The organism is uncultured Paracoccus sp. (assembly GCF_947496875.1).
Lineage (GTDB): Bacteria > Pseudomonadota > Alphaproteobacteria > Rhodobacterales > Rhodobacteraceae > Paracoccus.
Window position 1 is genome coordinate 50,543 of record NZ_CANMEH010000005.1, and the last position, 22,672, is coordinate 73,214.

Genomic DNA, 22,672 nt, shown 5'->3' on the forward strand with positions numbered 1-22,672 from the left:
GACGCCATAATGCCGCTGTGCGGGTCTGGAACAAGGGCCGGCCGGCGGCTATCTCACATCAAACCGAAAGGACCCGCGATGAACGAAGTGCGCCAGACCCGCGAGAGCATCCGCATCCATGCGCCCGACGATTTCGCCGGCATGCATGTCGCCGGGCAGCTGGCCGCGACCATCCTGGACGAGGTCGGCCCGATGGTGCAGCCTGGCGTCACGACCGGCGCGCTGGACGATTTCATCCGTGCCCGGATCGAGGCCGCCGGTGCCACCAGTGCGACGATCGGTTATCGGGGCTATCAGCACGCCAGCTGCATCAGCGTGAACCACGTCGTGTGCCACGGCATTCCGGGCGACAAGCTGCTGACGAACGGCGACATCCTCAACATCGACGTGACCGTGATCGTCGACGGATGGTACGGCGACACCTCGCGGATGTACGTCGCGGGCACGCCCAGCGTGAAGGCGCGACGGCTGATCGAGGTCACCCACGACAGTCTGATGAAGGGGATCGAGGCGGTGCGTCCCGGGGCGACCTTTGGCGATATCGGCGCAGCGATCCAGCAGCATGCGGAAAGCCACCGGATGTCCGTGGTGCGCGATTTCTGCGGGCACGGTCTGGGCCGGGTGTTCCATGCGCCGCCCAACGTCCTGCATTACGGCAAGCCGCGCACCGGTGCCGTGCTGGAAGAAGGAATGTTCTTCACGATCGAGCCGATGATCAACCTGGGGCGGCCGGAAACCAAGGTGCTGCAGGACGAATGGACGGCAGTGACCCGCGACAAGTCCCTGTCCGCGCAGTTCGAGCACTCGATCGGCGTCACCGCGACCGGGGCAGAGATCTTCACGCTGTCCCCCGCAGGCACCTTCTTCCCGCCGATCGCCACCTGATCGCGCAGGCGTCTCAGGTCCTGTCGCGGGCGATGCGGTCCAGCACCGCCTGGCGTTCCGAGTCGGTCATCGCCGACCATCCCGCGATTTCAGCCAGGCTGCGCCCGCAAGCCAGGCAGATCCGCGACTGCGGGTCGAGGCTGCAGATCTTCAGACACGGGCTCTCGACGGTCATCGTGCCGCTCACGCTGCGCCCAGATGGCGCAGTCGGTCCAGCGCCCCCTGCAGGATGTAGCCGGCGGCAACCTGGTCGATGACTTGGGCCCTTCGGGCGCGCGACGTGTCGGCCTCCAGCAGCGCGCGCTCTGCGGCCATGGTCGACAGCCGTTCGTCCCAGAAGGTGATCGGCAGCGCGGTCAGGCGTTCCAGGTTGCGCGCAAAGGCGCGTGTCGACTGCGCCCGCGGCCCTTCGCTGCCATCCATGTTGCGGGGCAGGCCAAGCACCAGCCCCACGAGCCTGCGATCCGTGGCGATGTCCAGCAGAGCCTGGGCATCGACCGTGAACTTGGTGCGGCGAATGACGGAAAGTGGCGTCGCGACCTGCCGCAGGCCGTCGCTGACGGCGACGCCGATGGTCTTGGTCCCAAGGTCCAGACCGGCCACCGCGCCGGTCCGCGGCAGGACGGCTGCGAAATCCTGCATGTCCGCGCAGATCATCGGACCGCGGCGTCCTCCGCCGCCCGTTCCAGCGCGGCCAGTTCCGCGGCGTCGTCGGCCAGTGCGGTTCGACCCTGGGCCAGCATCGCCCGGGCCTCGGCTGCGTCCCCCTGCACCGACAGCGCGCGGACCAGGCGGCCCCATTCGGCGCCGCTGCCGCCCTGCGTGGTCAGCCGGTCGCGCAGGCCCTGCACCATGCCCGCGATCATCTGGTCACGATCTTCGGCGGACATGTCGGAAGCTGCCGCGACCGCCTCGGCCGAGGGGGCGGGCAAGGCATCCGATCCGACCCGAGCGACGCTGCCGTCTGCGATGGCTGCACCGGATTGCGCCGGGGCAGCGGATCCGACCTCGCCCGACGTCGGGGCAGCCGCAGGCGCATCCCCCGGCTGCGCAGCAGGTTCACCCGTCAGGCCCGCCTGCTCGGCGCCGGTCGTGACGATCGCCAGCGCCTCGGGCCGGTCCGCGAACCGGGTCTGCGCCTCGGCCCAGATTTCCCGGGCGTGGTCGCTGTTGCCCACCACCACCAGCGCGCCGATCAGCCGCGCCCATTCCTCGGGTGTTCCGCCCTGGGTGGCCAGCCGCGTTTCCAGCCGGGTCACCATGTCTCCGATCATCTGCTGGCGTTCGGCGGGCGTCAGGTTCTCGGCCGCGGCGATGGCGGCGGCATCCGGCTCCGGCATCGCCGCACCGCCACCCACCGCGCCCGGCGGCGTGTAGTCCGGCTGCCCGGCCAGCCATGCCAGGTCGACGATGGTGTTGCGGATCGGCGGGATCCAGGGCGCGGACTCGGGGCCCCTGGCCAGCAGGTCCGCCCAGATCGGGAAGGTCCGGTCCGGCCGTCCGTTCTGGGCGTAAAGCAGGCCCTGCATGAAGCGGGCCTGCGCATTCTGCGGGTCCAGCGCCAGCGCCTGGCGCAGCTGCGCCTCGGCCTCGGGCGTCACGACGCCGCCCGCCGCCTCGACCATCAGGGCGGCGAGGCGGGCGTATTCGTCGGCCGGGGCACGATCCCCCAGCGCCTCGACAAGCTTGGTCTGCGCCTCCTTGGCCGCGATCGCGTTGCCCAGGCGGGATTCGTGCTGGGCCAGCAGCGACAGCCCGGTCGGGTCCTGCGGGTTGCGTTCCACGGCGGCACGCAGCTGTTCGATCAGGCGGAGATATTCCGGATCGGGTTCGGGCATCGAGGGGGCGGGCGCGTCGCGTTCCGCCACCTCCTGGCTGGGCCGGCCTTGGTACAATTCGTCGGCCTCGGCTAGCCGGGCCTGCAAGGGGGTATCCGGCAGCCGGGGCGCTCCGAGTTCCAGCGCATAGAGCGCAGCGCCCCCGGCCAGCAGCACGGCCAGCAGTCCCAGTGCGGCCGCCGCCCCGGGCGCGCGTGCAGGGGCGGCGTGGGTTCCGGCCAAGGCCCGGTCGGCGTCCAGGACCTTGCGCCCGATCTCGGTCCGCAGCCGTTCGGCGTCCTCTTCCGACAGCACGCCGCGGGCGCGATCGCGGTCAACCTCGCGCAGCTGGTCGCGATAGACGCGAAGATCGTAGACGGCGGCAGGCTGGGCCACCCGATCCCGGCGCAGGAACGGCAGCGCGATCGCCAGCGCAACGACGGCCACCATGGCCACCACGATGATCCAAAACATCCGCGTCTCCCTGCAGTCCGGGGGGTAGATAGGGGGTTTGGCCGCAAGGGGAAAGGCTCGGGCGGCCAGCAATACGCTGCGGGGTGGGGCGCCGCCCTCACAGCAGGGCCGCGGCGACGGACTGCGACGCAGCGCCGCAGGGTGGCGGCGGACCGGCAGGGGCCCCCTTTCACCTGCCGTCGTCTCGTCGCACAATTGGGCCGAACAATAAACGGTCCGCCATGCCTGCCAGCACATCTGCCGCCGCTCCGTCCGCCCGCAGATCCGGCCGCTATTCCGTCTTTGCCATCGCGCGCGAGGCGATGCGTCTGCACCGCGGGTGGGGACGCGCCTGGGCCAGTCCGGAACCGCGGTCGCGTTACAAGGTGGTCGTGATCGGGGCCGGCGGGCATGGCCTGGCGACGGCCTTCTACCTCGGCAGGAATTTCGGGATCACCGATGTGGCGGTGCTGGAAAAGGGCTGGCTGGGAGGCGGCAACACCGGCCGGAACACGACGATCATCCGCTCGAACTACCTGCAGGACCCGTCGGCGGCGATCTACGACAAGTCGCTGCAGCTCTACGAGACGCTGAGTCAGGACCTGAACTTCAACGTCATGTTCAGCCCGCGCGGCCTGATCATGCTGGCCCAGACCGAACACGAGGTCCGCGGCTACCGGCGAACCGCCAACGCCAACCATCTGCAGGGGGTGGCGACCCGCTGGATCGATCCCGCCGAGATCAAGCGGCTGGTGCCGATCATCAACATCGACGGGCCACGCTATCCGGTACTGGGCGGGCTGTTTCAGGAACGCGGCGGCACGGCGCGGCATGACGCGGTCGCCTGGGGCTATGCGCGGGCCTGCAGCGACATGGGCATGCACATCATCGAGAATTGTGCGGTGACCGGCGTCGACACCGCCGATGGCCGGGTCCGGGCGGTCGACACCAGCCGGGGGCGGATCGAATGCGACAAGCTGGCGATCGTCGTGGCGGGCCATTCCTCGGTCCTCGCCGGGATGGCCGGATTCCGCCTGCCGATCGAAAGCCTCACCCTCCAGGCGCTGGTCAGCGAGCCGATCAAGCCCTGCATGGACGTGGTGGTCATGGCCAACACCGTCCACGGCTACCTGTCGCAATCGGACAAGGGCGAAATGGTGATCGGCGGCGGCACCGACGGGTTCAACAACTACACCCAGCGCGGCAGCTGGCAGCACGTCGAGGAGACGGTCAGGTCGCTGATCGAGACGTTCCCGATGCTGAGCCGGCTGAAGATGTTGCGCCAGTGGGGCGGCATCGTGGACATGACCGGCGACCGGTCCCCGATCCTGTCCACGACCCCGGTCGAGGGTGTCTTCGTCAATTGCGGCTGGGGAACCGGCGGGTTCAAGGCGATCCCCGGATCGGGCTGGGCGATGGCCGATCTGGTCGCCAACGGCCGCCCCGGTCCGCTGGCCGCCGCGTTCGGGCTGAACCGCTTTGCCGAGGGGCGGTTCATCGATGAAAGCGTGGCAGCGGGGGTGGCGCATTGATGCGGAATGGTCCCGACCGACAGGCGGGGGAGCCGCCGCTTGCACCCGGCGTTCTGCCGCTGTGCGAGGACTGACCGATGCTGACCTTGACCTGCCCCTATTGCCACGTCGCTGCCGAGGAAACCGAACTTGCGCCGGGGGGCGAGGCGCATCTGACGCGGCACGGCCCTGGATCGACTGATGAGGCGTTCGAGGCGTATCTGTTCGGACGCCGCAATCCCAAGGGGGTGCATTTCGAGCGCTGGCGCCACCTGTACGGCTGCGGCAGGTGGTTCCTGGCGGCCCGCGACACGATGACGCTGCAGGTGTTCGGCACCTACCCGGCGCAGTCCAAGTACCCGCCCCGCCACATCGTCGACGCGATCCGCGCTGCGCGTCCCGGCTGGGCGCCCGATTGGGACGAGACGTCCGGCGACAGCGCGCCCGGAGTCGGAAACGATCCGGCCCCGAATCCCACACCGACACGAGACAGCTTCGTATGACCGGCAAGCAGCCCTTTCGCCTGCCGACTGGCGGGCGCCTGATCGACCGGTCGAAACCCATAGGTTTTCGCTTCGACGGGCGGCAGATGCAGGGGCTTGCGGGCGACACGCTGGCGTCGGCGCTGCTGGCCGGCGGGCAGATGCTGATGGGGCGCAGCTTCAAGTATCATCGCCCGCGCGGTCCGCTGGCGTCCGGGGTCGAGGAGCCGAACGCTTTGGTGGGTCTGGGGCAGGGCGGCCGGTTCGAGCCGAACCAGCGGGCGACGACGACCCCGCTGATACAGGGCGTGGTGGCAACCAGCCAGAACGCGTGGCCCGGCCTGACTCGCGACGTCGGCGCGATCAACGACGCGCTGTGGCGATTCCTGCCGGCGGGATTCTATTACAAGACCTTCATCCATCCGCGCGCGGCGTGGATGCGGCTGTTCGAGCCGGTGATCCGCCGGGCTGCGGGCTTGGGCCGTGCGCCCGAACTGCCCGACCCTGACCGTTACGAACAGGCCTATGGTTTTGCCGATGTGGTCGTGGTCGGCGGCGGCATTGCCGGCCTGAACGCCGCACGCGCGGCCGCGCAGGCGGGCGGGCGGGTCATCGTGCTGGAACAGACCGGCCACTGGGGCGGCCGAACCCCCGTCGATCACCCCGACGGCCAGGCTGCGATCGACCGGGTCGTGCAGGCGCTGCGGACCATGTCCAACGTGACCTTGCGCCGCAATACCATGGCGACGGGACTTTACGATCACGGCTATCTGCTCGCGCGCGAGGCGCTGGCCGATCACGACCCGAACGCCGGCCTGCCACGGCAGCGGCTGTGGCGCATCCGCGCCGGACGGATCATCACCGCCACCGGGGCGCTGGAACGGCCGCTGGCATTCGCCGGCAATGACGTTCCGGGGGTGATGCTGGCCGGGGCGGTGCGCGACTACCTGGTCGATCATGCCGTCGCGCCCGGACGACGCATCGCCGTGGTGACGAACAACGACGATGCCTATCGCACCGCACTTGCGGCGCTGGACGCGGGGCTGGAGGTGCCGGCGATCCTGGACGCCCGGCCCGCGGCCGACGGCACCCTGCCACAGGCGGCGCGGGCGCGCGGCATCCGGGTCGAAACAGGCACCGGCATTGCCCGGGTGCTGGGCCGCATGCGGGTGAACGGGCTGCAGTTCTGTGCCCAGCAGGGCGAAGGACAGCCGCTGGGCGTGATCGACTGCGACGTGATTGCCATGTCCGGCGGCTGGTCGCCGGTCGTGCATCTGTGGAGCCATTGCGGCGGCAAGCTGCGCTGGGACCCGGCAACCGCCTTGTTCGCGCCCGATCCCGACCGCCCCCCGACCGGCGCGGACGGAGAGGGGAACGTGACCGCGGTCGGGGCGGCGGCGGGCGACCTGCGGGTGGCCGACCTGACCGGCGCCGTGGCCGAGGATTCGATCCTGCCGGTCTGGATCGTGCCGGCCAACGCGACCCGCAAGGCCCGGTTCAAGATGTGGCTGGATTACCAGAACGACGTGAAGGTGTCCGACGTCGAGCTGGCCGGCCGCGAAGGCTATCGCTCGGTCGAGCATGCCAAGCGCTATACCACGCTGGGGATGGCCACTGACCAAGGCAAGGTCAGCAACATCAACGGGCTGGCGGTGCTTTCCGACACGCTGGATCAACCCATCGCGGCAACCGGAACCACGACGTTCCGGCCCCCCTATGCGCCGCTGACGCTGGGCACCATCGCGGCCGAGGCGCGGGGCCCGCTGTTCCAGCCGCTGCGCAGGACGCCGATGCACCGGTGGCACGAGGCGCAGGGCGCGCAGTGGGAGCCGGTCGGCCTGTGGCGGCGGCCCTATTGCTATCCGCGCGGGGCCGAAAACCGCGGCGACGCGGTGAACCGGGAAATCCTGGCGGTCCGGGGCGGGGTCGGAACCCTGGACGCATCGACCCTGGGCAAGATCCTGGTCAAGGGGCCTGACGCCGGCCGCTTTCTGGACATGATCTACACCAACATGATGTCGACCCTGCCGGTCGGCAAATGCCGCTACGGGCTGATCTGTTCGGAAAACGGTTTCCTGGTCGATGACGGCGTGGTCGCCCGGCTGTCCGACGACAGCTGGCTGTGCCACACGACGACCGGCGGGGCCGAGCGCATCCACGCCCACATGGAGGACTGGCTGCAGTGCGAATGGTGGGACTGGCAGGTCCATACCGCCAACATCACCGAACAATACGCGCAGATCGCCATCGCCGGACCCCGGGCCCGGGCGGTTCTCGACCGGCTCGGGGGCATGGACCTGACGGCCGGGACCCTGCCGTTCATGGGCTGGGCGGACGGGTTGCTGGCCGGCATTCCGGTCCGCGTCTATCGGATCAGCTTTTCGGGCGAGCTGTCCTTCGAGCTTGCCTGCCCGGCGGGGCAGGGGCTGGCCTTATGGGAAGCGATCCACCAGGCCGGCGCCGATTTCGGGATCACCCCTTACGGGACCGAGGCGATGCACGTGATGCGGGCCGAGAAGGGCTTCATCATGATCGGGGACGAGACCGACGGCACGGTAATCCCGCAGGATCTGGGCCTGAACTGGGCGATCAGCCGGAAAAAGCCTGACTACATCGGCAAGCGGGCGCAGGAACGCAGCTTCATGACCAGTCCTGACCGGTGGAAGCTGGTGGGGCTGGACAGCATCGACGGCCGGGTTCTGCCGGACGGGGCCTATGCGGTGGCGGACGGCACCAACGCGACCGGGCAGCGCAATACCCAGGGACGCATCACCTCGACCTACCACTCGCCCACGCTGGGCCGGCCGATCGCGATGGGGCTGGTGCATCGCGGACCCGACCGCATGGGCGAGGTGCTGGAATTCGCGGTCCCGGGCGACAGCTTCACCGCGCGGATCGTCGACCCGGTGTTCTATGACCGCGAAGGGACCCGCGCCAATGGCTGACATGCGACCGCTGGCCGTGATCACCGAGGCGACCGGGCTGGGAATGGTCCTGATCCGCGCCGATCTGGCGCGGGCCGGCGATGCGATCGCCGAGGCGGCCGGCCTGCCGGTCCCGGACGTCACCCGCTTTACCGCGGATGCCGGGCGCTGGCTGGGCTGGATGGCGCCCGACGAATTGCTGCTGGTGCTGCCGGGCGCCGATCTCACCGCCACCCTCGCGGCGCTGACCGATGCGCTGGCGACGGAACATGCGCTGGTTCAGGATGTCAGCGACATGCGCTGTGTCTTCGACCTGGCCGGGCGCAAGCCCGCGCAGGTGCTGGCCAAGCTGTGTCCCGTCGATCCGAATGCGCTGCCCGCCGACGGTTTGCGTCGCACGCGGGCCGCGCAGGTCGCCTGCGCCCTGTGGCGTCGGGAGGGTTCCGGGGGGCACGGCAACGCGGCCGGCGAGGTGTGGCGGATCGTGGCGTTCCGATCGGTGCGCGACTATCTGGCCGGGATCTTGGCAACCGCTGCCGCGCCGGGCACCGACCTGGATCCGCGCTGAGCGGGACCGCCGGCCCTGGGTTTCCGCCGGGGTTGTAGCCTCAGCCCTCGGCCTCGGCCCGGATATGGGCGACCGCGCCGGTCAGCCCGGTCGCGGGCACGCCGCGCAGCATCTCGGTCCCGACCACGAAGGTCGGCGTGCCCATGACCCGCATCCGCTCGGCAAGCTGCGCGTTCTCGCGGATCTCGGCGCTGACCTCCTCGGTGTTCATGCGGTTGATCAGCGGCTCCGCCTCCAGCCCCAGATCCGTGGCCAGTGCCGACAGCGACTCCATCGTCACCGGGCCGCGCAGGGTCATCAGGCGGTCATGCACCGTCTTGTACATGTCCATGCCGGCGGTCTGCTTGACGGCGATCGCAAAGCGGGACGCCAGGTCGCTTTCCTGCCCGAGGATCGGAAATTCCTTGAGGACGAAGCGGATGTTGCCGTCCTCCTTCACCAGCGTCTCGACCTCCTCGTAGACGCGCCGGCAGACGCTGCAGCGGTAGTCGACGAACTCGACCATGGTCAGGTCGCCATCGGGGTTGCCGCCCACCCAGGAATGTCCGTCATCGAAGATCGCCTCCTGGTTGGCGGCGATCATGGCGCGGTCGTTCTCGACCTCTTCGCTGAGCCGCCGCTCCTCCAGGCTGTTCACCGCCTCGATCAGAACCTCGGGGTTGGCCATGATATAGTCGCGGACCGCCTGCCCGAAGGCCTGGCTTTCCGACTCGCTCATGTTGGCGGGATCGAAGGCCGCGGCCGGCAGGCTCGACAGCGGCAGGGCGGTCGCAGCCAGCAGGGCGGCGGTCAGCAGGCGGGTCATGGCGGGTCCTTTCACGGCAACGCGCGGACCTTGGCCCGGCCCGTGCACAGGCGCAACCCAACAGCTGCGTGAGCTTGACCCGCGCGGGGCGCGCGGGCGACAAGCGGCCCGCACACTCGGGAAGGGCAGGCAGATGCGACGATCCACGCGCGGTCAGGTCGATCCGTTCATCGTCATGGACGTGATGGAGGCCGCGCGCGCGGCCGAGGCCGCCGGTCGCCACATCATCCACATGGAGGTCGGCCAGCCCTCGGTCGGCGCCCCGCAGGCTGCCCGGGACGCGCTGGCGGCGGCGCTGGACCAGCCGCTGGGCTATACGGTGGCGCTGGGCCTGCCGGCCCTGCGGCAGGGGATCGCCGATCTGTATCGTCGCTGGTACGGGGTCGATCTGGACCCGGGGCGGGTGGTCGTCACGGCGGGATCGTCCGGCGCGTTCATCCTGGCCTTTGCGGCGCTGTTCGACGCCGGCGACCGGGTCGCGCTGGGCGAGCCGGGTTATCCCAGCTATCGGCAGATCCTGCGGGCGATGTCCGTGGATCCCGTACCGATGCCGACCGCGCCCGAGAACCGCTATCAGCCGGTGTCTGCCGACATTCCGGACGACGTCCAGGGGATCATCCTGGCCTCGCCCGGCAACCCGTCCGGGACGATGCTGGGGCGCGACCAGCTGCAGGCGCTTGCGCAGGCCGCTACCGTGCGCGATGCGGCGCTGATCTCGGACGAGATCTATCACGGGCTGAGCTACGGGGCGCGGGCGGTCAGCGCGCTGGAGGTCACCGATGACGTCGTGGTGGTCAACAGCTTCTCGAAATATTTCGGCATGACCGGGTGGCGGATCGGCTGGATGGTGGTGCCGCCCGACCTGGTCCGGACGATCGAGCGGATTGCCCAGAACATGTTCATCTGCCCGCCCCACGCCAGCCAGATCGCCGCGCTCGCCGCGCTGGATGTGACGGCCGAGGCCGAGGCGAACCTGGCCGTCTATGCCGCGAACCGGCAACTGATGCTGGATCGCCTGCCGCGGATCGGGCTCGACCGCATCGCGCCGCCGGACGGGGCGTTCTACATCTATGCCGACGTGTCGGAACTGACCGACGACAGCCGCGCGCTGGCGGCGGAGATCCTGGACCGGGCCGGGGTGGCGGTCACCCCGGGGCTGGATTTCGACCCGGTGCGGGGCGGACGGACGCTGCGCCTGTCCTATGCCCGGGCCACTGTGGAAATCGAAGAGGGTCTGGACCGGCTGTCCCGGTTCATGGCCGGCAGATGATGCCGCAGGAGACGTGGCGCCGGGACGCAGCCCGCTGGCACAGGGGCGATCTCCTTCCCACCATCGCTGCCTTTGCACTCGTCCTGCTCCTAGCCTTGCTCGGCGGGGCGGGCCCGCTGCGCGCGCAGACGGCCAGCACGAACGGGCCCGCAGCGGGCGGGGTGGCGCAGTTCAACCCGTCGCAGTCATGGGTCGCGGCCGAGGGCTATGACACGGGCAAACCCCGCCCCCTGACGATGCGGCTGGCGGTCGGGGCTCGGTCGCCCTGGCGTGCCTATCTTCTCGACGGCCCGCCGCGTCTCGTCGTCGAGGTGCAGGGGCTGGGGCTGCCGCCGAGCGACGCCGCGGCGCTGCCCGGCGCGGAGCTGATCCCCGCCCTGCGCTGGGGACCCGGCCTGCCCGGATGGGGGCGGATCGTGGCCGAACTGCCCGGACCCTATGCGCTGGAGCGCCCCACCATCACCGGCGCCGGCGCACGACAGGGCTCGCAGCGCGGGTCGGCCGCGATCGAGCTGGCGCTGCGCCCGGTGGCGGCCGACGACTTCGCGCCGCGCCGCGACCGTCTGGGTGCGTTGCACGGGCTGCCCGAGCCTGCGGCTGTCGCACCGTCGAACGGCCCCCACGCCCGGCTGCGGGTTGTGATCGACCCCGGACATGGGGGCATCGATCCGGGCGCGCAGGTCGGGACGGTGACCGAGGCGGCGCTGATGCTGGGCTTTGCGACCGAGCTCGCCGGGGCCATGCGCGCCGCAGGAATGGATGCCCGCCTGACCCGCGGCGACAACCGGTTCATCCCCCTGGACCGGCGCGCCTCGGCGGCGCGGCGGGTGCAGGCGGATCTGTTCATCTCGCTGCACGCCGACATGCTGCCCCGCGGGCAGGCGGCGGGCGCCACCATCTATGTCTGGAACCCGGAGTCGAACGACCGGGCCGCACGGGAACTGGCCTCGCGGCATGACCGCGACGACGTGCTGGCGGGCGTCGACCTGGAGGGCAGCGACGACCAGATCACCCGGGCCCTGATCGACCTGGCGCGCGGCGGCACCCAGCCCCGCAGCGAGGCGCTGGCCGCGCATCTGTCGCGCGAACTGGCGCTGTCGGACATCGGGATGCACCGCCGCCCGGTCCAGGGCGCGGCATTTTCGGTGCTGAAGTCACCCGACATTCCGTCGGTGCTGATCGAGCTGGGATTCCTGTCCGACCCGCTCGATCGGGCCAATCTGATCAACCCCGCCTGGCGGGCCAGGATGGCCGCGGCGATGGTTCGGGCGGTCGCCAATTGGCAGGCGGAGGACGCCGGCCGGCCCCCCTTGCGGGGCGCCATGCCGCAGGGCGAAGCGCTGCCCTGACACAAGGTTGTTTTGACGGCTCGCCCCGTCGCGTCTATAGAGACGCCCTGTTTCTCGCTCCACGGGCTTTCGGTGCTGCGTTTCATCCTGTCCTTCTTCGGTGCAATCTTTTCATGGTTCGTCACCGGGCTGGTGTTCGTTGCGCTGATCCTGGGCGGCGTGCTGTGGATGTACGGCCGCGACCTGCCCAGCCATGAACAGCTGGCGAGCTACGCCCCCAAGACGATCAGCCGGATCTATTCGCGCGAGGGGCGGCTGATCGACGAATTTGCGCAGGAACGCCGCCTGTTCCAGCCGATCGAGGAAATCCCGGATCTGGTCAAGCAGGCCTTCATCTCGGCTGAGGACAAGAATTTTTACGCCCATGGCGGGTTCGACCCGCGCGGCATGGCCGGTGCCGTCGTGCAGGCGGTGCGGTCCGGTGGCGAAAACGTGCGCGGCGCGTCCACGATCACCCAGCAGGTGATGAAGAACTTTCTGCTGTCGTCCGACCGCAGCGTCGAACGCAAGGGCAAGGAACTGATCCTGGCGACCCGGCTGGAACAGACCCTGTCCAAGGACAAGATCCTCGAACTGTACCTGAACGAGATCTTCCTGGGTCAGAACAGCTACGGGGTCGCGGCGGCGGCGCAGACCTATTTCAACAAGCAGCTGGACCGGCTCGCCCCGCACGAGGCGGCGATGCTGGCCGCGATGCCGCAGGCGCCGTCCCGATCGGTCGTCAACGACAAGCAGCGGATCCTGGAACGGCGCAGCTACGTGCTGCGCGAGATGTGGCAGAACGGCTTCATCGACGAGGCGACGTTCCGCAGCGAGGACGCGATGCCGCTGCGTACCGTGCAGAATGGCGATTTTCCGGCTTTCCGCGAGCAGCTGCCGCCGCGCGACTACTTCACGGACGAGATCCGGCGGCAGCTGAGCCGCGAGTTCGGAGAAGAGGAATTCTTTACCGGCGGGCTGGCGATCCGCGCCACGGTCGATCCGCAACTGCAGCAGATCGCCGCCAAGTCCCTGCAGGACGCCCTCGAGAAGTATGACCGCAATCTGGGGCTGTGGCGCGGCACCGGCGCCACGGTCCCGGTCGAGTTGCTGGACGAGCCCGCCACGTGGCGCCCCGCCCTGGCAGCGGCCGAGGTGCCCCGCGACATCGACGGATGGTATCCCGCGGTGGTGCTGGAGATCGGCGAATCCGACGCCCGGATCGGCATCGAGGGGATCGAGGATGACGCGGACGGGCACTGGATCCCGGCGCGTGACGTGCAATGGGCCCGCAAGCTGATGCCCGGCACCGAAAGGGCCCCGCAGGCCCGGGTTGCAGGCGACCTGCTGGAGCGCGGCGACGTCGTGCTGGTGCGCGAGATGACCAGCGACGAAACCGGCGAATTCATCCGCTGGACGCTGCGCCAGGTGCCGCTGGTCCAAGGCGGGTTCATGGCGATGGACGTGAACAGCGGCCGGGTGGTCGCGATGCAGGGCGGGTTTTCCTATGAATCCTCCGGGTTCAACCGGGCCACGCAGGCCCAGCGGCAGCCGGGATCGTCCTTCAAGCCGTTCGTCTATGCGGCGGCGCTCGACAACAACTACACCCCGGCCACGATCGTCGCGGACGAACCGATCACCGTGAACACCCCGCAGGGTCTGTGGACGCCCAAGAACGCCAGCGGGACGTTCTATGGCCCGGCGCCGCTGCGCACCGGCATCGAACAGTCCCGCAACCTGATGACCATCCGCATCGCCCAGGACATCGGGATGGAGACGGTCGCCAAATATGCCGAGCGCTTCGGCGTCTACGACCGTCTGTCGCCGTTCCTGGCGAACAGCCTGGGTTCGCAGGAAAGCACCCTGTTCAAGATGGTGGCAGCCTACGCAATGTTCGCCAATGGCGGCGAGCGGGTGGAGCCGACGCTGGTCGACAGGGTGCAGGACCGGTTCGGCCGGACCATCTATCGCCACGACAACCGGGTCTGCGAGACCTGCGGCCAGCCGGCGCTGGCCCCCGGCGTCGGACCGCGGATCACCTCGGACCGGGAACGGGTGATGGACGCGGTGACCGCCTACCAGCTGACCTCGATGCTGGAAGGCGTGGTCAAGCGCGGATCGGGCAAGGGCGTCAGCCTGCCGGTGCCCGTGGCGGGCAAGACGGGGACCACCAACGATGCCAAGGACGTGTGGTTCATCGGCTATACCTCGAACCTGGTGGCAGGGTGCTACCTGGGCTATGACACGCCGCGCTCCCTGGGGCGGGATGCCTATGGCGGAACGCTGTGCGTGCCGGTGTTCAACGCCTTCATGCGGCAGGCGGTCAAGGAATATGGCGGGACCGATTTCAAGGTTCCGCCCGGCGGGCATTTCGTCAACATCGACCGCCATTCCGGCGCGATCCTGGGGCCGGGGGCAAGCGGCCCGAACGTGATCGCCGAATATTTCCGGGACGGCACCGACCCGAGCTGGTCGTCCATATCTCGGGTCGTGGATGGCGGCTTCCAGCGCGTCGATCCCGACAAGCTGCCCAAGGTCGCGCGCGACAACGAGCCGGCGCGGTCGGTCACCACCTCGACCGGCCGCAAGAAGGTGATCCCCAAGAAGGCCAGCACCGCGACGATATCGTCGGGCGGGCTGTACTGACGCCGGCTGCCAGCCAGCGGGGCGGGGCCGCTTGCCCATGCCGCGCCTGCCCTGTATCACGCGGACCTTGACCGATCCGCCCCGCAGATCAGCCGCCGAGGGACCGCCATGCGTGCCGAAACCCAGAACTCCATCGATGCCATCCGCAAGTCGCTGAGGCTGCTCGCCCAGCGGATGGACTGGGACACCGCGCCGCACCGGCTGGAAGAAATGAACGCGATGATCGAGGATGGCGATCTGTGGTCCGATCCCACGCGCGCGCAGAAGCTGATGCGCGACCGGCAGATGCTGTCGGACGCCGTCGCGACCTATCAGCGCCTGTCGTCGGATCTGGAGGCGAATGCCGAGATGGTCGAACTGGCCGAGGCAGAGGGCGACCCCGATCTGGTCGCCGAGGCCGAGGCGAACCTGAAGGCGATCGCCGAGGAGGCCGCGCAGAAGGAACTGGAGGCGCTGCTGAACGGCGAGGCCGACGGCAACGACACGTTCCTGGAGATCAACGCGGGCGCCGGCGGGACCGAAAGCTGCGACTGGGCCGCGATGCTGGCGCGGATGTATGTCCGCTGGGCCGAGAAGAAGGGCTATACCGTCGAGCTGCAGTCCGAGACCGCGGGTGAAGAGGCCGGGATCCGCAGCGCCGCCTACAAGATTTCCGGGCCGAACGCCTATGGCTGGCTGAAGTCGGAATCGGGTGTGCACCGGCTGGTGCGGATCAGCCCCTACGATTCGGCCGCGCGGCGGCACACCTCGTTCAGCTCGGTCTGGGTCTATCCGGTGGTCGACGAGAACATCGAGATCGACATCCCCGCCAGCGACATCCGCATCGACACCTATCGGTCGTCCGGCGCCGGCGGGCAGCATGTGAACACCACCGACTCGGCGGTGCGGATCACCCACCTGCCGACCAACATCGTGGTGACCAGTTCCATGAAATCGCAGCACCAGAACCGCGAGGCGGCGATGAATGCGCTGCGGGCGCGGCTGTACCAGATGGAGCTGGACAAGCGGAACGCCGCGATCAACGCCGCCCATGACGCAAAGGGCGACGCCGGTTGGGGCAACCAGATCCGCAGCTACGTCCTGCAGCCATACCAGATGGTCAAGGACCTGCGCACCGGGGTCGAGACCAGCGACACCCAAGGCGTGCTGGACGGCGACCTGGACCCGTTCATGGCGGCGACGCTGGCCTTGGACGTCGCCGGCAAGAGCCGGGCCGAGGCCAATATCAGCGACTGACCAGCGGGAGCGCCGTTGCACGTTGCCGTTCGGGGCGCTCCCAGGACGTGCGCGAAATCGTGCGATGTTCATGCAGTTTTCATGCAGTTTTCACGATCCGTTCCGCTGCACGCCGCGCGGCCGGTCCGTGTCGGGCGGCTGGCGCAACGTTCGCTGCCCGGTTCCCCGAACAACCTGCGGGTGATATGGGCGAGGCCGCGGGGACAAGCGGAGAAGGTCGATGGCGAAACCGGTCAACCTGGCCCTGCAGGGCGGCGGCGCGCACGGGGCATTTTCCTGGGGGGTGCTGGACCGGCTGCTGGAGGGCGACGAGATCGACATCGCCGGGATCAGCGGCACCTCGGCCGGGGCGCTGAACGGGGCCGCGATCAAGGCCGGGATGGCCGCCGCCGACGGGTGGCAGGGGCGATTGCTGGCGCGCGAGAACCTGGCGCATGTCTGGACCAATGTCGCGCAGCTCAGCGACAACCGCGTGGTGCGCTGGATGTCCAGCCTGATGCCGATGCCGCGCGGCCTGCAGCGCTGGGCCGAGATGGTGTCGCCGGTCGCCTGGCTCGAGGGGCTGAACCGGATCGTCAGCCCGTATGATTACGGCCCGTTCTACGTCAACCCGCTGGCCCGTGTGATCCGGGAGATGCCGCATCCCGGCATGGACGCGTCCGGCGGGCCGCAGTTCTTCGTCACGGCGACCAACGTGCGGACCGGCCGGGTCCACATCTTTTCCGGGCCGCAGGTCACGCCCGACGCGATCATGGCGTCGGCCTGCCTGCCCACCCTGTTCAAGGCGGTCGAGATTGTCGATCCGGCGACCGGCCGCGCCGAGGCGTACTGGGACGGGGGCTATTCCGGCAATCCGGCGCTGTATCCGCTGTTCGGCACCGACCTGCCGCGGGACATCGTGATCGTCGCGATCAACCCGACCGAGCGCGAGGACGTGCCCCGCACCCCGGTCCAGATCCAGGACCGGATCAACGAGGTCAGCTTCAATTCCTCGCTGCAGCGCGAATTGCGGGCCATCCAGTTCGTCAAGCGGCTGACCGCCGAGGGGCGGCTGGCCGGGCGGAACATGAAGGAGCCGCTGATCCACATGATCGCGGATGACGCGCTGATGACCCAGCTGGGGGCGCGCACCAAGGTGCTGCCGGGGCCCGGGCTGGTCCGCCGGATGTTCGAGGCCGGGCGCGCGGCGGCCGAGCTGTTCGTCGCGACCGACCTGCAGCAGGTTGGCGTACGGGACACCGTCGACCTGCCGCGGCTGTACGGCTGAGCGGCTGCCGCAGGGCGGTGACCGCTTCCTGCCGCCCGGCTACGGCGGGTCGGCGGGGGCAGAGGACGGATAGACCAGCCCGCCCGATATGATCAGCTTGGCCGCATCCTCGACCCCCATCTCGAGATAGGTCAGGTCCAGCTCGGGCACATACAGCAGGAACCCCGAGGTGGGGTTGGGGGTGGTCGGCACGAACACTGCCATGATCCGGTTGTCCGGGGTTCCCAGGGCGGCGATCTCGCCCTTGGCCGGGCCGGCGACGAAGCCCACCCCCCACACGCCCTTGCGCGGGTATTCCACGAGGCAGGCGTTGTCGAATTTCTCGTCCCCTTGGCTGAGCAGGGTTTCCGAGATCTGCTTGAGCCCGCCATAGACGCTGCGCACGATCGGCACCCGGTCCAGAAGCCGTTCGCCACTGCGGATCAGCGACCGGCCGATGAACCCCTTGGCGATCCAGCCGACGATGACGGTGAACAGCAGGAAGATGATGACCCCGACCCCGCGCGGGTTCACCCCCAGCCAGGTTTCGGGGTGCCAGCGCATCGGCACCATCGGCAGCACCCAGCTGTCCATCCAGCCGGTCAGCGACCAGAACAGCCAGACCGTCAGCGCGATCGGCAGCATCACCGCCAGCCCGGTCAGGAACGAGGCGCGCAGCGTGCCGAGCTGGGTGCGTCGCGGCCCGCGCGGGCGGCGGCGCGGGCTCAACGGCGGGATGTCGTCCGAGGTTCGCATGTCGCGTGCAGCTTGTCCGGACGCGGCGCGGGGTCAAGCCCCGGCAGCAGCGATCCGGGCCGCCAGTCGCGCATTCGACAGGACCAGCGCGATGTTGGCGTCCAGCGACCGGCCGGCGGTCAGGGCAAAGATGCGGTCCAGCAGGAACGGCGTCACCGCCTTGGCCGCGATGCCCTGCGCCGCCGCCTCGGCCAGCGCTTGGTCGACCAGCGGCATGATCTGGTCGCGCGGGATTTCCGCCTCGGCCGGGATCGGGTTCACCACCAGCTGGCCCCCGGGCAGGCCGAGGGCGCGGCGCATCCGGGCGGCGGCCGCGATCTGCGCCGGGTCGTCCAGCCGCAGCGGCGCGGGCAGGCCGGACTCCCGGCTCCAGAACGCGGGCAGGTCGTCCTGGCCCACCGCGATCACCGGCACCCCCAGGGTTTCCAGCAATTCGAGGGTGCGCGGCAGGTCGAGGATCGCCTTGGCCCCGGCCGACACGACCGTCACCGCGGTCTGGGCCAGCTCGTAAAGGTCCGCCGACACGTCCATGGTCTGCTCGACGCCGCGATGCACCCCGCCAATGCCGCCGGTGGCGAACACCCGGATGCCGGCACGGGCGGCGCAGATCATGGTGGCGGCGACGGTGGTCGCCCCGGTGCCGCCGGTGGCGATGCAGACGGCCAGGTCGGCGCGGCTGAGCTTCATCACGTCGTCGCCCGGGCGGCCGGCCAGATCGTCCAGCGCGGCGTCGTCCAGGCCGATGCGGATCTGCCCGTCGATCACCGCGATGGTGGCGGGCACCGCGCCTGCGTCGCGCACGGCTGCTTCCACGTCGCGGGCCATCTGCAGGTTCTGCGGATAGGGCATGCCATGGGTGATGATCGTCGATTCCAGCGCCACGACCGCCCGGCCCGCGTCCAGCGCGGCGCGGACGTCACGGGTGAAGACCAGCGGCAGCGGCGGCAGGTCGGGCTGGGGAACATGCGGATCGGTCATGTCGGCGCTCCGGTGAGGGCGGGGGCAGGTCTGGCGGCGTCACAACTGGCGACGTGGGCGGCTGCGGCGGCCACTGCGGCCTGCGGTGCAGTGACCGGGTCGGCGCAGCCGCGTTCAGCCATCAAATGCGCCGCGAGGAAGCAGTCGGCCGGGCCGGTGACCCGAGCCCCGGGAACAGCGGGCGGGGTGGCGGTCAGCACCCGGTCCGGCGCGTGCGCGGCGGGGTCACCCAATCCGCAGCATCCGGTGTTTCTTGCGCCCGATCGACACCTTGATGCCGTCGCCTACCTGGCTCGGGGTCAGGGTCTGCTGGGGGTCGGTCACCGGCTCGTTGTCCAGCCGCAGCCCGCCCTCGGCGATCAGCCGCTTGGCTTCCTTGCCCGAGGCGGTCAGCCCGGACTGGACCAGCGCCTGCTGCACGGTCAGCGTGCCGTCGGCAAAGGCGGTGGCGGGCAGCCGCGCCTCTTCCAGGTCGCCGCCGCTGCCGCCCTGTTCGAACACCTCTCGCGCCGTCGCCTCGGCCCGGGCGGCGGCGTCGGCCCCGTGCAACAGGGTGGTGACGGCGTTGGCCAGGATCACCTTGGCCGCGTTGATCTCGGCCCCCTGCAGGGCGCCGAGGCGGTCGCATTCCTCGACCGGCAGCTCGGTGTAGAGCTTCAGGAACCGGCCGACATCCGCGTCGGTGCTGTTGCGCCAGAACTGCCAGAACTCGAACGGCGACAGGATCTCGGCCGACAGCCACACGGCGCCGCCCTGGCTCTTGCCCATCTTGCGGCCGTCGCTGGTGGTCAGCAGCGGCGAGGTCAGGCCCCACAGCTCTGCGTCGTCGACCCGGCGGCCCAGGTCGATGCCGTTGACGATGTTGCCCCACTGGTCCGATCCGCCCATCTGCAGCCGGCAGCCGTAGCGGCGATACAGTTCGGTGAAATCGTAGGCCTGCAGGATCATGTAGTTGAATTCCAGGAACGACAGGCTCTGTTCCCGGTCCAGCCGCGACTTGACGCTTTCGAAGCTGAGCATCCGGTTGACCGAGAAATGCCGGCCGATGTCGCGCAGGAAGTCGAGGTACCTGAGGTCGTCCAGCCACTCGGCGTTGTTGACCATCGTGGCCTCGGTCGGGCCGTCGCCATAGGACAGATAGCTGGCAAAGACCCGCTGCATGCCGGCGATGTTGGCGTCGATCTGGGCCGGCGACAGCAGCGGCCGTTCGCTTTCGCGGAATGACGGGTCGCCCACCTTGGTGGTGCCGCCGCCCATCAGGGTGATCGGGCGGTTGCCGGTCTTCTGCCACCAGCGCAGCATCATGATGTTCAGCAGGTGGCCCACATGCAGCGACGGCGCGGTCGCGTCATAGCCGATATAGGCGGTGACCGGACCCTGGATCAGCGCCTCGTCCAGGGCCTGCAGATCGGTGCAGTCGGCCAGGTAGCCGCGCTGGATCATGATGCCCAGGAACTCGGATTTCGGGCGATAGGTCATCGGCATTTTCCTTCTGTCCCGGTGGCTATACAGGGGGGGCGACGCGAGGAAAAGCGGCCGGGGGCGGGTGACGATGCTGGCGCTGGGGATGATGTCGGGCACCTCGCTGGACGGGGTGGACGCGGCGCTGGTCGACACCGACGGCGAGACGATTGCCGGGTTCGGCCCGGGCGGATACCGCCCCTATTCCGGGAACGAGTCCGGCGTGCTGCACGCGGCGCTGGGCGGCTGGCCCGACGAGCCGGGGGTGGAGGCGGCGGCCGACCTGACCGTGGCCGCCCATGCGGCGCTGGCCGCGTCCTTCCCGCAGGCGCAGGTGATCGGGTTCCACGGCCAGACCCTGGCCCATGACCCCGGCGGGCGCGGCACCCACCAGGCCGGCGCGGGCTGGCGGCTGGCGCGGCGGACCGGGCGGCGCGTCGTGTGGGATTTCCGGACCGAGGACGTGCGGCGGGGCGGGCAGGGGGCGCCGCTGGCGCCGTTCTTTCACCATGCGCTGGCGAGGTGGGCGGTGGCGCAGGGGCGGATGGACGCAGCGCCTGTGGCGTTCCTGAACCTGGGCGGGGTCGGCAACCTGACCTGGACCGATCCGCGCATCGAGCTGCCGCAGGATGCCTGCCTGGCGTTCGACACCGGCCCCGCGAACGCGCCGCTGAACGACCTGATGCGGGCCCGGTCCGGCGCGGCGCGGGACGAGGACGGGGCGCTGGCCGCGCGGGGGCAGCCGGACCGGGCGGTTCTGGAGAGGTTCCTGCGCGCGGACTTCTTTGACCGGCGGCCGCCCAAGTCGCTGGATCGGGACGGCTGGGCCGGGCTGGTCGCCGATGTCGCGGGGCTGGCCGATGCGGACGCGGCGGCAACCCTGACCCATGCCGCGGCGGCCGCGGTCGCGGACGGACTGCGCTGGCTGCCGGCGCGGCCGGCCGTGCTGCTGGTCTGCGGCGGCGGCCGGCACAACCCGACGATGATGGCGGCGCTGGCGGCGCGGACCGGCCTGCCGGTGCGGCCGGTCGAGGCGGTCGGGCTGGACGGCGACCTGCTGGAGGCGCAGGCCTTCGGGTGGCTGGCGGTGCGGGTGCTGCGCGGGCTGCCGACCTCGGCGCCGGGCACCACCGGCGCCCCGGCGCCGGTCTGCGGCGGGCGGATCAGCCCGCCGCGCTGAGCGGCCGGACGACCTTTGTTCAACCCGTCGGGAACGCGGGGCGTGTGTCGCGAGTTGCAGCTTCGACGCGGGTGGCCGGTGCTGCCCGACGAACGTGAAAGGACAAGTCCATGAAAGCTCTGCTTCTTGCTGCTACCTCGTCGCTGGCGCTGACCGGCTTTGCATTCGCCCAGACGGCGACCACCACCACCACGACCGACACCGACACGCCGGTCGAGAACGCCGCCGAAAGCGCGGCCGAGGGCGTGGGGGATGCGGCGCAGGCGACCGGCGACGTCATGGAAGATGCGGCCGACGGCGCCGAGGACGCGCTGGATTCGGCCGGCGACACTGTGGACGAGTCGGTGACCACCTCGCCCGAAGATGCCGCCGAGGATGCGGCCGACGCGGCCGAAGGTGCGGCCGATCGGGCCGAGGGCGCGACCGACGCCGCGGTGACGGCCGGCACCGACGATGCCGAGGCCGAGACGACCACCGACACCACGGTGACCACCACCGACGGCGCCGCGCCTGCCGCCGACGCGACCACGACGACCACCACCGACGTGACGACTGACACCACCACCACCGAGGCGGACACCGCGGCCGACGTGACCACCACCGACGTGACCACCACCACGGACACCGAGACCACCGACACCGAGACCACGACCACCGTGGTTCCGACCGACGGTTCGGCTTCGGTCGTCGGCGAAGCCGAGCAGCGCGCCGACGTGGCAGCGGCCCCGGTCGCGGCGCCCGACGTGGATGCGCCGGTGCTGAGCGCCGACAATCCCGGCATGCTGGGTTCCGCCATCATGAACCGCCGGATCTTCACCACCAACCAGCCGTCCACGACGGAATGGGCCTCGACCGCCGACCTGACGGAGCGCCCGGCCGAATGGACCGACATCGCCAAGGTCGACGACCTGGTGTTCGACGCGTCGGGCAACCTGGTGGGTTACATCGCCGACATCGGCGGGTTCCTGGGGATCGGTGCCAAGCAGGTCCTGCTGGGCAAGAACGCGCTGAACCTGGTCCGGATCAATGACGACATGTTCTACGCGACCAACTACACCCGCGAAGAGTTGGAAGCGCTGCCGGACTTCGACACCGCGACCGTCATCCGGTAATCGGTTGGGAAGAA

19 protein-coding genes are annotated in these 22,672 nt (G+C 69.9%); 12 read left to right on the forward strand and 7 right to left on the reverse strand.

What is annotated here, in order from left to right; genetic code table 11:
- The first annotated feature begins 78 nt into the window (after window positions 1–78).
- Complete coding sequence (gene map / locus Q0938_RS08185; RefSeq protein ID WP_299360866.1) at window positions 79–885, forward strand: type I methionyl aminopeptidase; 807 nt, start codon at window positions 79–81, stop codon at window positions 883–885.
- Between the two features lie 13 nt (window positions 886–898).
- On the opposite strand, the gene Q0938_RS08190 is transcribed toward map, so the two are convergent.
- The 3 genes from Q0938_RS08190 to ccmI are packed head-to-tail and all read right to left on the reverse strand — an operon-like array spanning window position 899 to window position 3,176.
- Window positions 899–1,060: a DUF1289 domain-containing protein gene (locus tag Q0938_RS08190; protein ID WP_299360867.1), complete on the reverse strand. Its 162-nt coding sequence runs from the start codon at window positions 1,058–1,060 to the stop codon at window positions 899–901.
- 8 nt (window positions 1,061–1,068) lie between these two features.
- Window positions 1,069–1,542 (reverse strand): Holliday junction resolvase RuvX, encoded by a 474-nt coding sequence (gene ruvX / locus Q0938_RS08195; RefSeq protein WP_299360868.1) that lies wholly within the window; start codon window positions 1,540–1,542, stop codon window positions 1,069–1,071.
- Window positions 1,539–3,176, reverse strand: coding sequence for a c-type cytochrome biogenesis protein CcmI (gene ccmI, locus Q0938_RS08200; RefSeq protein ID WP_299360869.1), 1,638 nt, complete (start codon window positions 3,174–3,176; stop codon window positions 1,539–1,541). The genes ruvX and ccmI overlap by 4 nt, the downstream gene beginning before the upstream one ends.
- A gap of 221 nt (window positions 3,177–3,397) precedes the next feature.
- Between ccmI and Q0938_RS08205 the strand changes: the two genes are divergently transcribed.
- The 4 genes from Q0938_RS08205 (at window position 3,398) to Q0938_RS08220 (ending at window position 8,640) form a co-directional block, all read left to right on the forward strand.
- Window positions 3,398–4,687 carry a sarcosine oxidase subunit beta family protein gene (locus tag Q0938_RS08205; protein WP_299360870.1) on the forward strand — a complete coding sequence of 430 codons (1,290 nt, stop codon included), beginning with the start codon at window positions 3,398–3,400 and terminating at the stop codon, window positions 4,685–4,687.
- Between the two features lie 77 nt (window positions 4,688–4,764).
- Window positions 4,765–5,169, forward strand: coding sequence for a sarcosine oxidase subunit delta (locus Q0938_RS08210; protein ID WP_299360871.1), 405 nt, complete (start codon window positions 4,765–4,767; stop codon window positions 5,167–5,169).
- Entirely contained in the window at window positions 5,166–8,093 is a 2,928-nt protein-coding gene (locus Q0938_RS08215; protein WP_299360872.1) for a sarcosine oxidase subunit alpha family protein, read from the forward strand. Before Q0938_RS08210 ends, Q0938_RS08215 begins: the two co-directional genes overlap by 4 nt.
- Window positions 8,086–8,640: a sarcosine oxidase subunit gamma gene (locus Q0938_RS08220; RefSeq protein ID WP_299360873.1), complete on the forward strand. Its 555-nt coding sequence runs from the start codon at window positions 8,086–8,088 to the stop codon at window positions 8,638–8,640. The genes Q0938_RS08215 and Q0938_RS08220 overlap by 8 nt, the downstream gene beginning before the upstream one ends.
- Window positions 8,641–8,680: 40 nt before the next feature.
- On the opposite strand, the gene Q0938_RS08225 is transcribed toward Q0938_RS08220, so the two are convergent.
- Complete coding sequence (locus tag Q0938_RS08225; protein WP_299360874.1) at window positions 8,681–9,445, reverse strand: DsbA family protein; 765 nt, start codon at window positions 9,443–9,445, stop codon at window positions 8,681–8,683.
- Window positions 9,446–9,578: 133 nt separating this feature from the next.
- On the opposite strand from Q0938_RS08225, the gene Q0938_RS08230 reads away from it, so the two are divergent.
- The 5 genes from Q0938_RS08230 to Q0938_RS08250 all read left to right on the forward strand — a co-directional run bounded on the left by Q0938_RS08230 (window position 9,579) and on the right by Q0938_RS08250 (window position 17,192).
- Window positions 9,579–10,715: an aminotransferase class I/II-fold pyridoxal phosphate-dependent enzyme gene (locus Q0938_RS08230; RefSeq protein ID WP_299360876.1), complete on the forward strand. Its 1,137-nt coding sequence runs from the start codon at window positions 9,579–9,581 to the stop codon at window positions 10,713–10,715.
- Complete coding sequence (locus Q0938_RS08235; protein WP_299360878.1) at window positions 10,715–12,064, forward strand: N-acetylmuramoyl-L-alanine amidase; 1,350 nt, start codon at window positions 10,715–10,717, stop codon at window positions 12,062–12,064. The genes Q0938_RS08230 and Q0938_RS08235 overlap by 1 nt, the downstream gene beginning before the upstream one ends.
- Window positions 12,065–12,136: 72 nt before the next feature.
- The gene (locus Q0938_RS08240) at window positions 12,137–14,689 is read left to right on the forward strand and encodes a penicillin-binding protein 1A (RefSeq protein WP_299360880.1); all 2,553 of its coding nucleotides are present in this window, start codon (window positions 12,137–12,139) and stop codon (window positions 14,687–14,689) included.
- Between the two features lie 108 nt (window positions 14,690–14,797).
- Window positions 14,798–15,925: a peptide chain release factor 2 gene (prfB, locus tag Q0938_RS08245; protein ID WP_299360882.1), complete on the forward strand. Its 1,128-nt coding sequence runs from the start codon at window positions 14,798–14,800 to the stop codon at window positions 15,923–15,925.
- 220 nt (window positions 15,926–16,145) lie between these two features.
- A complete protein-coding gene (locus tag Q0938_RS08250) occupies window positions 16,146–17,192 on the forward strand; it encodes a patatin-like phospholipase family protein (protein ID WP_299360883.1) in 1,047 nt (348 codons plus the stop codon).
- Between the two features lie 39 nt (window positions 17,193–17,231).
- On the opposite strand, the gene Q0938_RS08255 is transcribed toward Q0938_RS08250, so the two are convergent.
- The 3 genes from Q0938_RS08255 to tyrS all read right to left on the reverse strand — a co-directional run bounded on the left by Q0938_RS08255 (window position 17,232) and on the right by tyrS (window position 20,384).
- The gene (locus tag Q0938_RS08255; protein WP_299360885.1) at window positions 17,232–17,927 is read right to left on the reverse strand and encodes a DUF502 domain-containing protein; all 696 of its coding nucleotides are present in this window, start codon (window positions 17,925–17,927) and stop codon (window positions 17,232–17,234) included.
- A 33-nt stretch (window positions 17,928–17,960) separates the two neighbouring features.
- Window positions 17,961–18,905 (reverse strand): pseudouridine-5'-phosphate glycosidase, encoded by a 945-nt coding sequence (locus tag Q0938_RS08260; protein WP_299360886.1) that lies wholly within the window; start codon window positions 18,903–18,905, stop codon window positions 17,961–17,963.
- 225 nt (window positions 18,906–19,130) lie between these two features.
- A complete protein-coding gene (gene tyrS / locus Q0938_RS08265; RefSeq protein ID WP_299360887.1) occupies window positions 19,131–20,384 on the reverse strand; it encodes a tyrosine--tRNA ligase in 1,254 nt (417 codons plus the stop codon).
- A gap of 73 nt (window positions 20,385–20,457) precedes the next feature.
- Between tyrS and Q0938_RS08270 the strand changes: the two genes are divergently transcribed.
- Together Q0938_RS08270 and Q0938_RS08275 are read left to right on the forward strand one after the other, a co-directional pair.
- Window positions 20,458–21,546 carry an anhydro-N-acetylmuramic acid kinase gene (locus Q0938_RS08270; protein WP_299361159.1) on the forward strand — a complete coding sequence of 363 codons (1,089 nt, stop codon included), beginning with the start codon at window positions 20,458–20,460 and terminating at the stop codon, window positions 21,544–21,546.
- Between the two features lie 110 nt (window positions 21,547–21,656).
- Complete coding sequence (locus Q0938_RS08275; RefSeq protein WP_299360888.1) at window positions 21,657–22,658, forward strand: PRC-barrel domain-containing protein; 1,002 nt, start codon at window positions 21,657–21,659, stop codon at window positions 22,656–22,658.
- Window positions 22,659–22,672 lie beyond the last annotated feature (14 nt).